This window comes from Mucilaginibacter sp., from assembly GCF_028288105.1.
In the GTDB taxonomy this organism is placed as follows: domain Bacteria; phylum Bacteroidota; class Bacteroidia; order Sphingobacteriales; family Sphingobacteriaceae; genus Mucilaginibacter.
This window is the reverse complement of the sequence record NZ_JAQBOI010000253.1, coordinates 19,569-34,503: the sequence shown is the minus strand read 5'-3', so window position 1 is coordinate 34,503 and position 14,935 is coordinate 19,569. Positions and strand designations below refer to the sequence as shown.

General features: G+C 41.6%; 15 protein-coding genes. 8 read left to right on the top strand and 7 right to left on the bottom strand.

What is annotated here, in order from left to right; genetic code table 11:
* Nucleotides 1–185, top strand: a 185-nt coding sequence (locus JWQ85_RS17265) for a putative porin (RefSeq protein ID WP_299470211.1), incomplete at its 5' end; no start/stop codon positions are given.
* An 84-nt stretch (nt 186–269) separates the two neighbouring features.
* Here JWQ85_RS17265 and JWQ85_RS17260 read toward each other — a convergent pair.
* Both JWQ85_RS17260 and JWQ85_RS17255 read right to left on the bottom strand, forming a co-directional pair.
* On the bottom strand, nt 270–1,475 hold the full coding sequence (locus JWQ85_RS17260) for an asparagine synthetase B (RefSeq protein ID WP_299470209.1): 1,206 nt from the start codon (nt 1,473–1,475) through the stop codon (nt 270–272).
* A 79-nt stretch (nt 1,476–1,554) separates the two neighbouring features.
* Nucleotides 1,555–1,719, bottom strand: coding sequence for a hypothetical protein (locus tag JWQ85_RS17255; RefSeq protein ID WP_299470207.1), 165 nt, complete (start codon nt 1,717–1,719; stop codon nt 1,555–1,557).
* Between the two features lie 112 nt (nt 1,720–1,831).
* Here JWQ85_RS17255 and JWQ85_RS17250 point away from each other — a divergent pair, with 112 nt between their 5' ends.
* Nucleotides 1,832–2,269 carry a peptidylprolyl isomerase gene (locus JWQ85_RS17250; protein ID WP_299470205.1) on the top strand — a complete coding sequence of 146 codons (438 nt, stop codon included), beginning with the start codon at nt 1,832–1,834 and terminating at the stop codon, nt 2,267–2,269.
* A 3-nt stretch (nt 2,270–2,272) separates the two neighbouring features.
* Nucleotides 2,273–2,770, top strand: a complete 498-nt coding sequence (locus JWQ85_RS17245) for a DUF5606 domain-containing protein (RefSeq protein WP_299470203.1) — start codon at nt 2,273–2,275, stop codon at nt 2,768–2,770.
* Nucleotides 2,771–2,950: 180 nt separating this feature from the next.
* On the opposite strand, the gene JWQ85_RS17240 is transcribed toward JWQ85_RS17245, so the two are convergent.
* The 3 genes from JWQ85_RS17240 to rlmH all read right to left on the bottom strand — a co-directional run bounded on the left by JWQ85_RS17240 (nt 2,951) and on the right by rlmH (nt 5,183).
* Nucleotides 2,951–3,373, bottom strand: coding sequence for a Dabb family protein (locus tag JWQ85_RS17240; RefSeq protein ID WP_299470201.1), 423 nt, complete (start codon nt 3,371–3,373; stop codon nt 2,951–2,953).
* A gap of 306 nt (nt 3,374–3,679) precedes the next feature.
* A complete protein-coding gene (locus JWQ85_RS17235) occupies nt 3,680–4,594 on the bottom strand; it encodes a cation diffusion facilitator family transporter (RefSeq protein WP_299470199.1) in 915 nt (304 codons plus the stop codon).
* Between the two features lie 115 nt (nt 4,595–4,709).
* Complete coding sequence (gene rlmH / locus JWQ85_RS17230) at nt 4,710–5,183, bottom strand: 23S rRNA (pseudouridine(1915)-N(3))-methyltransferase RlmH (protein WP_299470197.1); 474 nt, start codon at nt 5,181–5,183, stop codon at nt 4,710–4,712.
* A gap of 78 nt (nt 5,184–5,261) precedes the next feature.
* Here rlmH and JWQ85_RS17225 point away from each other — a divergent pair, with 78 nt between their 5' ends.
* The 5 genes from JWQ85_RS17225 to eno all read left to right on the top strand — a co-directional run bounded on the left by JWQ85_RS17225 (nt 5,262) and on the right by eno (nt 11,725).
* Nucleotides 5,262–7,070 carry a DNA mismatch repair protein MutS gene (locus tag JWQ85_RS17225; protein WP_299470196.1) on the top strand — a complete coding sequence of 603 codons (1,809 nt, stop codon included), beginning with the start codon at nt 5,262–5,264 and terminating at the stop codon, nt 7,068–7,070.
* 348 nt (nt 7,071–7,418) lie between these two features.
* Nucleotides 7,419–8,183 carry an ABC transporter ATP-binding protein gene (locus tag JWQ85_RS17220; RefSeq protein WP_299470194.1) on the top strand — a complete coding sequence of 255 codons (765 nt, stop codon included), beginning with the start codon at nt 7,419–7,421 and terminating at the stop codon, nt 8,181–8,183.
* A 73-nt stretch (nt 8,184–8,256) separates the two neighbouring features.
* A complete protein-coding gene (locus JWQ85_RS17215) occupies nt 8,257–9,375 on the top strand; it encodes an ABC transporter permease (protein WP_299470192.1) in 1,119 nt (372 codons plus the stop codon).
* Between the two features lie 209 nt (nt 9,376–9,584).
* Entirely contained in the window at nt 9,585–10,322 is a 738-nt protein-coding gene (locus JWQ85_RS17210) for a DUF2490 domain-containing protein (protein WP_299470190.1), read from the top strand.
* Between the two features lie 104 nt (nt 10,323–10,426).
* The gene (eno, locus tag JWQ85_RS17205; RefSeq protein ID WP_299470188.1) at nt 10,427–11,725 is read left to right on the top strand and encodes a phosphopyruvate hydratase; all 1,299 of its coding nucleotides are present in this window, start codon (nt 10,427–10,429) and stop codon (nt 11,723–11,725) included.
* Between the two features lie 98 nt (nt 11,726–11,823).
* Here eno and JWQ85_RS17200 read toward each other — a convergent pair whose 3' ends face one another.
* Both JWQ85_RS17200 and JWQ85_RS17195 read right to left on the bottom strand, forming a co-directional pair.
* Nucleotides 11,824–12,180 (bottom strand): hypothetical protein, encoded by a 357-nt coding sequence (locus tag JWQ85_RS17200; protein ID WP_299470186.1) that lies wholly within the window; start codon nt 12,178–12,180, stop codon nt 11,824–11,826.
* Nucleotides 12,181–12,305: 125 nt separating this feature from the next.
* Nucleotides 12,306–14,852, bottom strand: a complete 2,547-nt coding sequence (locus JWQ85_RS17195) for an outer membrane beta-barrel family protein (protein ID WP_299470184.1) — start codon at nt 14,850–14,852, stop codon at nt 12,306–12,308.
* Nucleotides 14,853–14,935 lie beyond the last annotated feature (83 nt).

Sequence of the window (14,935 nt, the reverse complement as noted above, 5' to 3'; positions counted from 1 at the left end):
TTACCTTTACTTCATACCCTATAGCAACAGTATTTTTTAAAGCTACCCTACAGCGTACCAACCTTTTTATCCAATATGATTATGTAAACCAGGGTATTTTTAGCAATGGTTTCTACACCGTAAACCGCTACCCGCAAATGGATAAAATGTTAAAGTTTGGTGTAGCGTGGACGTTCTATAATTAAGTTGGCAGTAAGCAGTTTGCAAGAAGCGGTTCTCAGTTAGCAGTTAAACACTGCAAACTGCCCACTCATAACTGCAAACTGAAATCAAGTTTTCTGTTTCTTCTTTTTAGCTGCCGGGAACAGTACGTTGTTTAATATCAACCGGTACCCTGCCGAATTTGGGTGCAGCTTAAGATCAGTTGGCGGGTCGCCTACGGCGTGCTGATAATCTTCGGGGTCGTGGCCGCCATAGAAAGTCCATTGGCCTTTGCCAAATTCGCCGTGTATGTAGCGGGCTTCGTTGGCGGTTTTCATTTCGCCCATTATGGTAACGCCAGGTTTAAGTTTGCTTTTATTGTAAGCGGTTGTAAGGCCCATAAAGCCTTTTATCACCTTATCATGATCTTGTGTAAGCATACTGGGCACCACATCCCATTTGGCCGAGAAATCAAACAGGGTGAAAAAATCGCGGCTGCGTTCTACCTGCCGTATCGATGTAACATCGATATTGCTGAACTGGTGCGACGTTGGGTTTTGATCGAGCGTGAAATTCTGAAAAGCGAAAGTTTGTGTAAAATCAAGTTTTGATTGCGCATCCGGGTCGGCAGGGTCGCCATCAAACATGCTTTCTACAATATCAGTCTTGGAAGCTGCCAGGGCAATATCGAAGGTATCGGTACCGCTGCACATGGCAAACAGGAAGCCACCACCGGCGCAAAAATCGCGAATGTGCTGTACCACTGCCAGTTTCATTTGCGAAACTTTTTTAAAGCCCAGTTTAGTCGCCATAGCTTGCTGACCTTTTACATCATCGTTATACCATTGCGCATAACGATAAACGTAAAATTTGCTGAACTGCCCCGTAAAATCCTCATGGTGCATGTGTAGCCAGTCGTATTTTGGCAGATCGCCGCGTATCACTTCCTCATCGTAAATAACATCATAAGGGATCTCAGCATATTTTAAAACAAGGGTAACGGCATCATCCCAGGGTAGTTTATTTTTGGGCGAATACACCGCCATTTTGGGTGCTTTCTCCAGCTTAACAATATCCATGTTAACAGACGGGTCGCTAACCTCGTTAATTATTTCGTTTACCTTGGCATCGGGTAAAACCTGGTAGCTAACACCACGGATCTTGCACTCGTCTTCCAGTTTTTTATCATACTTCATCATAAAGCTGCCGCCGCGGTAGTTGAGCAGCCAATCTACCGTTTCGCCGTTCTTCAACGTCCAGAAAGCAATGCCGTACGATTTTAGATGATCTTTCTGCTCATCATCCATGGGGATAAGGATAGAGGCCGCCCGCATAGCGAGGGGTAGAAGCAGAAAGGTGAAAACTAAAAGGTGTCGTTTTAAAATATTCATTGGATGCTACCAAATGTAACGATTAATTGGAAATGGTATTATACCGTAGTAAATAGCTATCTAATAAATCCGCGTTAGGGATGGCAGCGGATACCGGCAATGTGGTTAAGGCCTGCGCAGTATGAGCGTACAGCCCGGCCGCAGGCAACGCCCTAAAGTTTGAAAAGAATGATAAACGTTGGATCATACACACTTTGTATATTATAAATGTGACAAACCGCTAACCACCAATCTCTAATCACCACTTTCCCTTTTCACCTCAATTTATTACCTTTGCCACCTGTTTAAAAAATAAAACAATGAGCAAAGCAATTATTAAAACCGAAAAAGGTGACATGACCGTTCAATTTTACGATAAAGATGCGCCTAATACTGTAGCTAACTTTTTAAACTTGGCTAAAACAGGTTTTTACAATAACGTAACTTTTCACCGTGTTATCCCTAATTTTGTGGTACAAGGTGGTGACCCAACAGGTACAGGTGCAGGTGGTTCTGGTACACGTATTGACTGTGAACTAACAGGCGAAAACCAATACCACGATCGTGGTGTGCTTTCAATGGCGCATGCTGGCCGTAACACAGGTAGCTCACAATTTTTTATCTGCCATAGCCGCGATAATACCGCTCATTTAGACCGTAACCATACCGTATTTGGTAAGGTTGTTGAAAATGTTGACGTTGTTGACGAGATACGCCAGGGCGATAAGATTTTAAGTATTGAAGTAATAGAAGAATAATATATGAATTTACAGGGAATTGTTGCGGTATCGGGCAAACCGGGTTTGTGGAGAGCGCTTGCGCAAAACAAAACAGGTTATGTTTTAGAAAGCCTTGATGCGCAAAAAACTAAGCTGATAGCAAATTTATCTACCGCAAAACTGGCGGCCTTGAACGAGATAACCATTTTCGGGCTTGAGGATGATATTAAACTAACCGATGTATTTGGCCGCATGAAAGATGCTGCAAACGTACCGGCTGTTAAGGATGATGGTAAAAAGCTCCGCGAGTTTTTTTACATTGTTGCTGCCGACCACGACGAGGAGAAGGTTTATTCATCAGATATCAAAAAGATAATCAGCTGGTTTCATATCCTGAAGGATATGCCTTTGTTTAGCGAAGAAGCCCCAGCGGCCCCTGTTGCTGAAGAAGCCCCTGCTGCCGAACCTGTAAAAGAAGAAGCCCCTGCTGCTGAAGCCCCAAAAGCCAAAGCTAAAAAGGCCCCTGCTAAAAAAGCGTAAGCAATTTTACTGATAATATAAAAGCCCCGGTAGGTTATCTATCGGGGCTTTGTTTGTTTTGAAGATTTGTCAGACTACAAAAATGGCCGTCATGCCGAACTTGTTTCGGCATCTCTCTCGCTAAGTAGTCAACCTGTACTGTGGGATCCTGAAACAAGTTCAGGATGACGAATAACTTAATCAAGCATCCACCGCATCATAAACTATAACCTTTTCCCAAAGGTGGCTATGGTTTTTGATGAACTCCTGGTGGATAGGATGGGTTTGATAGGCGGCTTGCCCGGCAAGATCCGCGAAGAACATTACTTCGGATACTCCCCAGCTATTATCAACTACATCGCGTTTTTCGGTGCTGGCTACTATGCCAACGTGCAGTTCTTTTACGGTCTCTATTTTACCAAGCGATTTTACGCCGGCTACCAGTTTATCGCGGTCTTCTTTCGAATCAGGGTTTTTTAACCAGAAAAGCGCATGGTGTACAATTGGATATCTATTTATCATAGTAGTAGTTTTTACGATTGATGGCATTGCTGATGCAACCATAGTGCCTGCGGCAACAGTTGCAGCGGTTGCTATAAATTTACGTCTGTTTGTTGTGCTCATGGGCGAATGGATTTAATTTAACTGATCAAATTTAAATTTGATAGTACGAAAAATACTGGAATTAAACTTAAACAAATAACAAGGGTAAGATTTTGCTTATCGACCTCACGTCTTGAATACCAAGCTAAGAAACCCAAAAAAAGCAAAGTAAGTACGATTGCTATACCAAAAACAGCCCAAATGATTACTGCCCCCAATTCTAAATTTTTAGTGGATAGAATATAAGATGGCCAAACAATGTATGCGATTAATTGCACGCATGTTAAAATGAAAATGAGGCTTATTATTTTTTTCTTGTTCATCGTATTAACAATCAGGCTGCTCACATTTTTCATTGCTAAACTCCGGCTCAAAAGTGCTGTGGCTGATGGACAAATGTTCCAGCCTATGCCGCAGATCGTGTTTAATATCATCAAACTGGGCTATGTTTTCGGGCTTAACAACAAGGTGGGCGGTAAGGGCATTCTCGGTAGTGCTTAGGGCCCAAACGTGCATGTGGTGAATATCTACCACACCATCGGCTTTCATTAGTTCGGCTTTTATCTTTTTAAGGTCCATCTCTTTTGGAACGCCGTCCATCTCCAGTCGCAGGCTATCTTTAAGCAGGTTCCAGGTGCCGGTTAATATCACTATACCTATGATGATACTTACCACGCTATCTATCCAAACATAGTGCGTAAAGTAAATGATGATTCCGGATATTACCACGCCCAGCGATACAATGGCATCAACCGCCATGTGTAAGTAGGCCCCTTTTACGTTAAGGTCGGTGTCTTTATCTTTAACAAAAAGCCATGCGGTAAAGCCATTTACAGCTATACCAGCAAAAGCCACCCAGGCAACCGTACTACCGGCAATTGGTTCGGGGTGCATAAAGCGCATTATTGCCTCGTAAACAATAAAGCCAACCGCTACAATTAATATCATAGCGTTAAAAAACGACACGATAATGGTTGAACGTTTATAGCCGTAAGTATAATCTTTATTTGATTTGGCCTTGGCCAGTTTGAAGGCCAACAATGCCAGCGCTAAAGAAGCAACATCGCTCAGGTTATGCCCGGCATCGGTTATTAATGATAAAGAGCCACTTATCAACCCTGCTATCACTTCAATAATAACAAAAGCGGAGTTTAATACAATGCCCCATATAAAAGCGCTGTTCAGGTGGTCGATCTTTGGTGCATGATCGTGGTGATGATGGGAGTGGTCGTGACTGTGCATGATAATCGATGTGCAAATATGCAGATATGCAAATGTGCAAATAAATTACATTATTGGAAACGAATCAACTTCACCTCATTTGCATATCCGCACATCTAAAATCTGCACATCTGGGCTATTGATGATGATACGGTTCGCCTTTAATAATGCTATACGCCCGGTACAATTGCTCCACAAAAAACAGGCGGACCATTTGGTGCGAAAAGGTCATACGGCTTAGGGATATTTTATCGTTGGCGCGCTGGTAAACAGATTGGTCGAACCCGTAGGGGCCACCAACAATAAAAATGAGATTAGCTGATGACGATACCGAACGTTTATTGATGTAGTTGGCAAACTGTACCGAGGTAAACTCCATGCCGTTTTCGTCGAGCAGTATTACGTGGTCCTGCACCGTTATTTTTTTCAGGATCAGCTCGGCTTCTTTGGCTTTTTGCTGATCTTCGGTTAGGGCCTTGGTGTTTTTTAACTCGGGGATATCTACCATTTCCAGCTTGGTATAATGCTTTAGGCGCTTTACATATTTTTCAATGCCATCTTTTAAATAGGCATCCTCGGTTTTGCCAACGGTAATAAACGTAATTTTCATTTAAGCTTGTAACTATTAAAGTAGAAATGTGCTCTTATTGTTGTAACATTGAAGCTGCAAAAATACCTTTTAAAACCTGTGGAACAAGCCATAATAAACAACTATACCGAGGCTGCCGCGCTGGCAAAGCAAGAGGCAAATAAATATAAAGAACTGGCCAACACGTATTCGCTGTTAAGGCTGGGCATTTTCGGGTTAATGATCTTCTCGGTATACCTTACCATTGTGCAGGATAATTTTACCATTATGGCCATTGCTTTTGTGGCCTTGTTGGCCGGGTTTGCATGGCTGGTATCCCGCCAGGGCAAGTACGAACGCCAACGCGATTATTACCTGGATCTGGAAAAGATAAACCTTAACGAGATTAACAGCCTTCAAAGCAATACAAACTTGTACAGTAACGGGCAGCAATATAGCAACGAGAAACATTTTTATAGTTCTGATCTGGATATATTCGGTAACGCTTCATTGTTTCAATTGATCAACCGCGCGGCAACATCAACAGGGAGCAATAAGCTGGCAGCCTGGTTAAATGCGCCATCAGATAAGCCAACAATTTTATTACGACAGGAAGCTATAAAAGAACTGGCCGTTAAAAACGAATGGAAAAAGGAATTACAAACTTTACTTTTATTTTGTAATGATGGCGATGTTAGCCGCCTTAATAATTTGTTTAAATACCTGCACCTGCCACTGAACTTAAGCGGCGAAAAGTGGTTGGGTAAATACGCTAAAGTTGCGCCTTATATATTAGTTGCGGTTATTGTTGCCGCATATTTTTACCCGCCGGTTAAAAGCCTGGCTACGTTTATTGGGCTGTTAAATATGGGCATTGTATTTTCTAAAGCCACCTATATTAAAAAGGCCGATATGATAGCCGATAAAATTGGGAAGATGCTGGGCAACTATGCCGGTGTTTTCAACAAGATAGAAACGCAGGAGTGGGGCGCTGCCTATACCAATAACCTGGCCCAAAAATTAAAGGACGATAAAACATCCGAAAAGATAAAAGAACTATCCGAACTGATCAATAAGCTTAACTACCACCTTAATGTGATTGTAGGCGTTATTCTCAATGTGTTTTTACTGTGGGATATCAGGCAGATCATAGCCATTGAGAACTGGAAGCGTAACAACTGCGAAAACCTGGAAGAAGCCTTTGATGTAATTGCCGAGTTTGAAGCGTTGATAAGCATTTCTGTACCTGCCATAAACTATCCGGAATGGGTTTATCCTGTTATTGCAGATACCGAAGGTTATACTGTTTTGGCCAAAAATATCGCCCACCCGCTTATCCGCAGCGATAAAAGGGTTGATAACGATTACGACCTGAAAGATGCTTATAACATTGACATTATAACCGGAAGCAACATGGCCGGTAAAAGTACTTTTCTGCGTACCATCGGCATTAACACCGTGCTGGCTTTAAGCGGGGCGCCGGTATGTGCGACAAGTATGGAGGTTTCGGTTATCACGATAGTAAGTTACATGCGGATAAAAGATTCGCTGAACGAAAGCACATCAACCTTTAAGGCCGAACTTGACCGCCTGCAAATGCTGCTGGCTGCTGTTGAACATGAGCACCGTGTTTTCTTTTTGATTGACGAGATGCTGCGCGGAACCAACTCCATGGATAAATACTTGGGCAGTAAAGCGGTTATTGAACAACTCATCAGTAAAAAAGGCGTAGGAATGGTAGCCACACACGATCTGCAGATTGCCCGTTTAGAAGATAAATACCCTAACTACGTACGCAATTACTATTTTGATATACAGGTGCAAAACGGCGAAATGCTGTTCGACTATAAAATAAAACATGGCGAGTGCAAAACCTTCAACGCATCGTTGCTGCTTAAGCAAATTGGTATTAACGTTGATCCCGAATAACCGGTAAAAACGCAGCCTGCAAAATGCCGATACTCATTCCTTAGAAGAATACATTTACCGACAATTTGCATCCATTCACCTAAAAACCCTGTTAAAAAGCCCGGTTTAGGTACATTTTTGTGGTGTTAAAACTAAACATCATGACAACTTTACTCACACTACCTGTACTTACCGCTATTGTTGCCTTCGTAACAAAAGTCATTATTGCTATCAGCTTGTTGGGCCATTTAATTTTTTAAAATTAACTGGTCATACAAGCCTTGTTGCGGGCGAAAATCTAATTGAATTTTAATCTGATTTTAACCTTGGCTATGTGATAATTAAACAAATACACCGCATATTTACATTATGGCAAACCAACCTATTATTACGGTAAAAAATCTGGTTAAAAACTATGGCGATTTTGAGGCTGTAAAAGGCATTAGTTTTGAAGTTTACGAGGGCGAGATCTTCGGGCTGCTTGGCCCGAATGGGGCGGGTAAAACTACTACGCTGGAAGTTATAGAAACGCTGCGCGAAAAAACATCGGGCGAAATTATGGTTGATGGCTTTGATATAGAAACCGATGCCGACAGTATAAAAAAACGTATTGGTGTGCAACTACAGGCAGCAGGATATTATCCTAACCTTAACCTATCGGAATTGATCGTGCTGTTTTGCGGCTTATACGGGGTTAATAAAACCCCAATGGAGATGCTGGAAAAGGTAGCCTTAACTGATAAAGCTAAAGCAAAATACAAAGATCTATCGGGCGGGCAAAAGCAGCGCTTCTCTATTGCTACTACTTTAATAAATAACCCCCGTATAATTTTCCTGGACGAGCCTACAACCGGCCTTGACCCGCAAGCCCGCCGTAACCTTTGGGATTTGATCCGCGAGATACGCGATGCAGGCACCACGGTAGTTATCACCACCCACTATATGGACGAAGCCGAAGTATTATGCGACCGTGTAGCCTTTGTTGACGGTGGCCATATTATCGGTATTGATACTCCCGATCATTTTATTGATCAGCTGGTAGCCACAGGTTTTGAACGCGAAAAGGAAACAAAAGGAGCCAATCTGGAAGACGTATTTATTAACCTTACCGGTAAGGAGTGGAGGGAGAGTTAGAAAGAGTTTGCAGTTGCCGGTAGGCAGTTTGCAGCTTTTGAAAGCACCAATAAACTAATGAACAATTGAACTAATGAACCAAAAATATAGTAATACCCGTGCCACCCTGGCTATTGCAAAAGCCAGTTTCCGTTCTATTTTACGAAGCCCCTCGGCGGTGGTGTTTAGTTTGGCGTTCCCATTGATATTTATTGTAGTGTTTGCCAATATTGGCGGTGGGGGCATGTCGATAGATGTAGGTGTAACCAAAGGATGTGACACGCTAAATCCGGTTTACAAGGCCTTACAGAAAAATACTATTGTACACCTCATTAAAGATCAATCTGTCGATGAGATGAACAAGAATCTGGCAAAAGGAAGTATAGATGCTATTATCGATCTTAAACCTTTTGTGCCAATGAAGCCGATAGATATGAGCGTACAATACAGCCATGCATCGGGCGATAAGGGAGCGGTATTAAAATCGGCCCTGAATAATATATTCTACCGTTTACAATCAGAACAGCTAAGCAGGATAAAAGCTTATTCGGGCATTAAAATACCAGATGCTGTCAATCTTAAAGAAACCGTTGTTACCGGGCGAGAGTACAAGTACATCGATTTTATATTGCCGGGCCAGTTGGGTTTTTCGCTGTTAAGCAGTGGGGTATTTGGAACAGCATTCGTTTTTATTAGCTTGAGGTTAACGCTGGTTATTAAACGCTTTTTTGCCACCCCGGTTAAAAGGTACAGTATAGTTTTGGGCGAAACCCTTGCCCGTATTGTGTTTTCGTTACTGGGTGCGCTGTTTATTATTATGATTGGGCATTACGCGTTTGGCTTTACATTAATACACGGTGTGGTCACGGTGCTGAATATGCTGGTGCTTTGTACAATAGGGCTTATCATATTTATGGGTTTTGGCTTTACCATATCAGGCATCGCCAAAAACGAAAGTACGGTGCCGCCGTTATCAAATATTATTACGCTGCCGCAGTTTTTACTGTCGGGGACCTTTTTCTCGGTAACGGCTTTCCCAACCTGGTTGCAGCATGTAAGTAACGTATTGCCATTAACACACTTAAACAATGCCATGCGCAAGGTAGCCTTCGAAGGTGCTGGCCTGGGCGATGTTACGCATCAGCTATTTATACTGCTGCTATGGGGAATAGGGGTCTATGCGGTTGCCGTGAAAACGTTTAAATGGGAGTAGAGGAAGAAGAGATGCAAGATTTTTAGAGTCAAGAAAGAAGACAAAAGATAGGTAGAGACGCGATACTTCGCGTCTTTTTTTGTTTGAGGCGGTTAACATTAAATTAACATAAACGCCAATCCTTAACATATTAATAACATTAACACTTGTATAGTTAACACGCAGGTAACAATCAGGAAATACATTTGCATTAAAATAATATTAATCAAATGTTAAAGAATATTACTTACTTAACCTTATTAATTATTGTGTTAACAATATGTTCATCAAAAGTTAATGCACAAGATTCAAAAACCGGTACCTGGGGAATTGTCACCATTGTTATGCCGGGCGATACTGCACACAAATGGGGCGGTTATACCGAGTTCCAGGCACGCACAAATGGTGCAGGTTTCAGTCAGTTTCAATACTATGAAGCTAAAGCCGGTGTAAGCTATGATATTGATAAAAACTTTGTTGCCTTGTTGGGGACCGGTACCTATCATACTTATGATTATCTTGACGTAGACAAAGGCCCGCTTACCAACGAATTTCGTGTATGGGAGCAAATGACCATTAACCAGTTGCTTACTCCGCTAAAGTTTGAGCACCGTTACCGTGTGGAGCAACGTTGGGTAAACGGCGACTACCGCAACCGCTTTCGTTACAGGCTAAATATGTTTGTACCGCTTAACAATAAAAAAATTGTAGCTAAAACCTGGTTCCTGTCAATTTTTGATGAGGTGTTTTTTAACAATAAAGCACCCAACTTTGAACGTAACCGAATATCGGCATCATTAGGTTACCAGTTTGATAAAAAATGGATAGTACAGGCAGGCTGGATAAATCAGCGTAACTATACTGCAACCACCAGCAGTGCCAAAAACAATATGATGTTGACGCTAATGTATCGTATAAACCGCAAAAATGCTGTGGAGCGTGAGCATCTGCCAACCACAAATGATTAATAATCATTACAAATACAAAATTTCAATTGCGATTTGTTGAATTTGCGCTTAACTTAGCCGACCAAATTAGTATAGTATATCACTCAAAATTCGACAAATAAACTATGAGTTTAATAATTGATGTTCATGCGCGCCAGATACTTGATTCGCGTGGCAATCCTACAATTGAAGTAGACGTAATTACAGAAAATGGTGTGCTTGGCCGTGCTGCAGTACCTTCTGGTGCTTCTACCGGTGTGCATGAAGCTGTTGAGCTTCGCGACGATGATAAAGCTGTATACATGGGTAAAGGCGTTTTAAAAGCCGTTGCCAATGTAAACGAAAAAATTGCTGCCGAATTAAAGGGTGTTGATGTATTTGAGCAAAACGCTATCGACGCTATCATGATCGCGCTTGATGGAACAGAAAATAAAGGAAATTTGGGTGCTAACGCTATCTTAGGTGTTTCTTTAGCGGTTGCTAAAGCTGCAGCACAAGAAAGCCGCCAGCCTTTATACCGCTATATTGGTGGTGTTAACGCTAACATCCTGCCCATCCCAATGATGAATATCGTTAACGGTGGTTCTCACTCTGACGCGCCTATCGCGTTCCAGGAGTTTATGATCATGCCGGTTGGCGCGTCATCTTTCTCTGAAGCATTGCGTTGGGGAACAGAAGTATTCCATAACCTTAAGAAAATATTACATGACAGGGGCCTTTCTACTGCAGTTGGTGATGAAGGTGGTTTTGCACCAACCTTTGAAGGTACCGAAGATGGTGTTGAAACCATTTTAAAAGCTATTGAAAAAGCAGGTTACAAACCAGGTGTAGATATCTGCCTTGCGTTTGACTGTGCCGCTTCTGAGTTTTACAAAGACGGTAAATACGACTATACAAAATTTGAAGGCGATAAAGGGGCTATCCGTACCAGCGCTGAACAGGCAGATTACCTTGCCGAATTAGCTGCCAAATACCCTATCATTTCTATTGAAGATGGTATGGCTGAGGATGATTGGGCTGGCTGGAAATTATTAACCGAAAAGATTGGTGATAAAGTACAATTAGTGGGTGATGATTTGTTTGTAACCAACGTTAAACGTTTACAACAAGGTATTGATAACGATACTGCCAACTCTATACTTGTAAAAGTAAACCAGATAGGTTCGTTAACTGAAACTATTAACGCGGTTAGTTTAGCACAAACCAATGGCTACACATCTGTAATGAGCCACCGCAGCGGCGAAACTGAAGATGTTACCATTGCCGACCTTGCTGTTGCATTAAATTGCGGACAGATCAAAACCGGTTCTGCATCACGTTCTGACAGGATAGCTAAATACAACCAGTTGTTACGTATCGAAGAGGAACTGGGTGCTGCTGCACGTTTCATCGGTAAAGATTTTAAATACTACAACAAGAAATAAGCGAAAGCTGAATCTGAGATACAAAAGGCCGGTCAAGTTAATTGACCGGCCTTTTTCATTAGAGTAGCGGCTAAAAAGCTTTATTGGAAGACTTTTTTTTAAAACAGATCTTCTGAAACATCGAAATACATACCACTAGCATAATATACCGTAGCAGTAACAAATGCCACCCCTCCGTTTACGGGAGCGCTCCATGTGCCACTAAAATGCTTTAAATAACGAGGTACTCCATTATTTAGATAATAAACACCGCTCACGTTCCCAAAATCGTCTCCCTCAAAATAGTAGTCTACTCCGCCATATGTATAAGATCCTAAAGATACAGCCGATTCTTTTTGGGCATTTTGGAAAGTAACATCTTTTTGCTTTCCTTTAAAATCTACGGAAGCTACAGAATAATTAACGCTGAAAATAAATAACAGCGCTGTAATAATTAGAATGGTTTTTTTCTTCATCGCTATAAGGTTTAGTTAATAATTATTATTATTAAGTTGTACGAAGTTTTAAATAAAAAGTTGCGTATAGATAAAAAGCCCCTTCAATTGGAAGGGGCTTTTTATCTATTAATTATTACTGGCTATTAACGTCCGCCTGCTGGTGGTGCGCCACCGGTTTGGTCGCCGCCTTGTATTTGGTCGTCGTTATTAACGCCTTTCTTTTTCTTCTGTTGCGGGTTGCTGAAGCTTATTTTACCGAAGCTATAGCTAAATGTTATACCGAAAGATTGGAAAGGGAATTGTGTACGTGAAGTTTGGCTAAACGTAGGGCTTGATATATTTTGGTTAAATGATTTGTTAACCGCAAATGGTTGTACGGTATTGAAGCCGATAGACGCTTTTTTATCAAGGAATTGTTTCTTGATACCAATAGCATAAATACCGAATGACGGACTGCTGCCTTGTATGGTTCTACGTGCCGAGTTTTGGAAACCAAAAGCTTCAATGATAAAGTTTTTAGGCAGGTTAAGTGTTGCACTACCAAACATGGTTGTTACAAAGCGGGTTTTTAACGCATCAGGATTAATGAAGTCAACATACGCCGCGTAAACACTTGGGTTGTAGGTGAACACGTTGATACTGGCGCGAATAGTTAAAGGTTTAATTGGATTTATTGAACCAAAGAAACTTGCACCAAGCGAGTTGTTAGCTGCTACGTTGTTTTGAACAGTACGGTTTACAATAATGCCATTATCAGATATTGGTGTTGCAATGCCTTCTATCAGGTCGCGGGTGTTTTTGTAATAAGCTGATACGTTTATAACTGAAGTTTTAACAAACGCGTTATAGTTTAACTCAACCGTTTGTGATACTTCCGGAGCCAGGTTAGGATTACCTACCGATTGGCTTTGCTGGCTGCTACGGTTAATGAATGGATTTAACACTTGCAGGCTTGGGCGCTGTATACGCTTGCTGTATGATAATTTAAGCGTATTTGAACCAAATGTTTTTTGTAAAGTTAAACTTGGTACGTAAGTATTGTAATTAGCTTTAAACGGCTGCAAGGTTTGTGAATTATCCCCACCTGCATATGGTGTTTGCGGGTCGCCTGTAATTCGTGTATTCTCGTAACGGAAACCGGCTAATACAGCGTAGTTTTTTGGCAAGTTAATGGTAAATACGCTATAACCCGCATAAACATTTTGATTGTAGTTATACAGGTTTGAGTTCTGTGTATCCAAAATAGGATTAACACCCACAGGGTTTTCTGATGCAATATCATCGGGCTGTACCGTAAAGATATCGTAAACACTGTTTATACGCCTTTGGATGGTTTTACCACCAGCCTCAAGTTTTAGAGTTTTGCTAATAGGCAAGGTATAATCTGCCTGGGCAGTGTACTCGTTGTTTTTACCATTGTTTTTACCTGATTGGCTGTCATAACGGGCATCAAACAAGTTTAAGTAGTCAGATTTTATGATGCTGTGGCTCCATTGTCCTGATACTACTATCTCATGGCCTTCTTTCTTAAACTTGTGTGTATAATCAAGGTTCCAGTCAAAACCGCTAAACTTATTATGTGATACAGAGCGGCCGATATAATCAAGTACTTGTGTGCCATCCTCAAAGTGATAGTTACCACCACCGTCGGCATTAAAACCGCCATCGTTTAAGGTAAGTGTACTGTTAATGCTGTTAAAGCCGTTAAACTCATAACCGGCAGATAAAGAACCACGTGCACCATGGCGTTTTATCTCGTTATGGGTATTGCTGCTATTGTTCTGAACAGAATTTCCAACTTTAAGCGCTTGCTCGAATATTGATGTTGAGGTTTGCGGCCAGGTAAGGTTACCACCCAGATTGGCCGAAAAGTTAAAACGATTTTTGTTGTAGTTAAAGTTAACGTTACCGTTATTTTGGCGGGTACCTACACCACCGCTTACAGAACCACTAACGCCCGATGCGTTTTTGGTTTTGGTAATGATGTTGATAATGCCACCAGAGCCTTCAGCATCATATTTAGCCGATGGCGAAGTTAACACCTCAATGCTTTTGATCTGATCGGCAGGGATGGTTTTTAACACATCGCTAAGGCTGGCAGATGTAGCACCTGATGGCTTACCATTGATAAGTACTCTTACGTTTTGGTCACCGCGCAGGGCCACGTTACCGTTCATATCTACCGATACCAATGGCACTTTCTGTAGCACGTCGGTAGCGTTACCACCGGCTGCTGTGAGGTCTTTTTCGGCATTGTAAACAATCTTATCAATTTTGTTTTCGATAAGTGCTTGCTGGCCAACAACCTGTACTTCTTTCAATGATTTTGCACTTGGCGCGATCACTAACTGGCCCATGTTATTATCCGGTTTCGAAGCGGTAGTTTCAACAGGGTCGTAAGTTTTTGTTGGATAACCGATAAAAGATACGGTGATCTTGTATTTACCGGAGCGAATATTATCGATCTTGAAATTTCCTTTTTCATCGGTAAGTACACCGTTGATAGGGGTTTTCGCGCCGCTTTTAAATAAGCTGATCGTAGCATAATCAACCGGTTTTTTGGTGAGCGAATCAATCACAGTACCGGAGATCTTTCCCACAATGCCCGAACCGCCACCGCCAACCCCAAACTGGGCTTTGGCTGATATTGAAGCACATATAACTATTATAAGTAAAAGTATTCGTTTCATATTAAGAACTATTTAGAGCGTTTTAGGTAATTGGAGGCGAAAATGCCCAAAATGTTACAGGCATGTATCGCTTTTGTGTAAAT

Bases quoted from the DNA above. Each gene is read 5' to 3' on its own strand.
- JWQ85_RS17245 (WP_299470203.1), top strand. From the start codon at position 2,273: ATGAATTTACAGGGAATTGTTGCGGTATCGGGCAAACCGGGTTTGTGG.
- JWQ85_RS17260 (WP_299470209.1), bottom strand. From the start codon at position 1,475: ATGCGGGCGGCCTCTATCCTTATCCCCATGGATGATGAGCAGAAAGAT.
- JWQ85_RS17215 (WP_299470192.1), top strand. From the start codon at position 8,257: ATGAACCAAAAATATAGTAATACCCGTGCCACCCTGGCTATTGCAAAA.
- JWQ85_RS17200 (WP_299470186.1), bottom strand. From the start codon at position 12,180: ATGAAGAAAAAAACCATTCTAATTATTACAGCGCTGTTATTTATTTTC.
- JWQ85_RS17235 (WP_299470199.1), bottom strand. From the start codon at position 4,594: ATGCACAGTCACGACCACTCCCATCATCACCACGATCATGCACCAAAG.
- JWQ85_RS17220 (WP_299470194.1), top strand. From the start codon at position 7,419: ATGGCAAACCAACCTATTATTACGGTAAAAAATCTGGTTAAAAACTAT.
- eno (WP_299470188.1), top strand. From the start codon at position 10,427: ATGAGTTTAATAATTGATGTTCATGCGCGCCAGATACTTGATTCGCGT.
- JWQ85_RS17210 (WP_299470190.1), top strand. From the start codon at position 9,585: ATGTTAAAGAATATTACTTACTTAACCTTATTAATTATTGTGTTAACA.
- JWQ85_RS17250 (WP_299470205.1), top strand. From the start codon at position 1,832: ATGAGCAAAGCAATTATTAAAACCGAAAAAGGTGACATGACCGTTCAA.
- JWQ85_RS17195 (WP_299470184.1), bottom strand. From the start codon at position 14,852: ATGAAACGAATACTTTTACTTATAATAGTTATATGTGCTTCAATATCA.
- JWQ85_RS17240 (WP_299470201.1), bottom strand. From the start codon at position 3,373: ATGAGCACAACAAACAGACGTAAATTTATAGCAACCGCTGCAACTGTT.
- JWQ85_RS17255 (WP_299470207.1), bottom strand. From the start codon at position 1,719: ATGATCCAACGTTTATCATTCTTTTCAAACTTTAGGGCGTTGCCTGCG.
- rlmH (WP_299470197.1), bottom strand. From the start codon at position 5,183: ATGAAAATTACGTTTATTACCGTTGGCAAAACCGAGGATGCCTATTTA.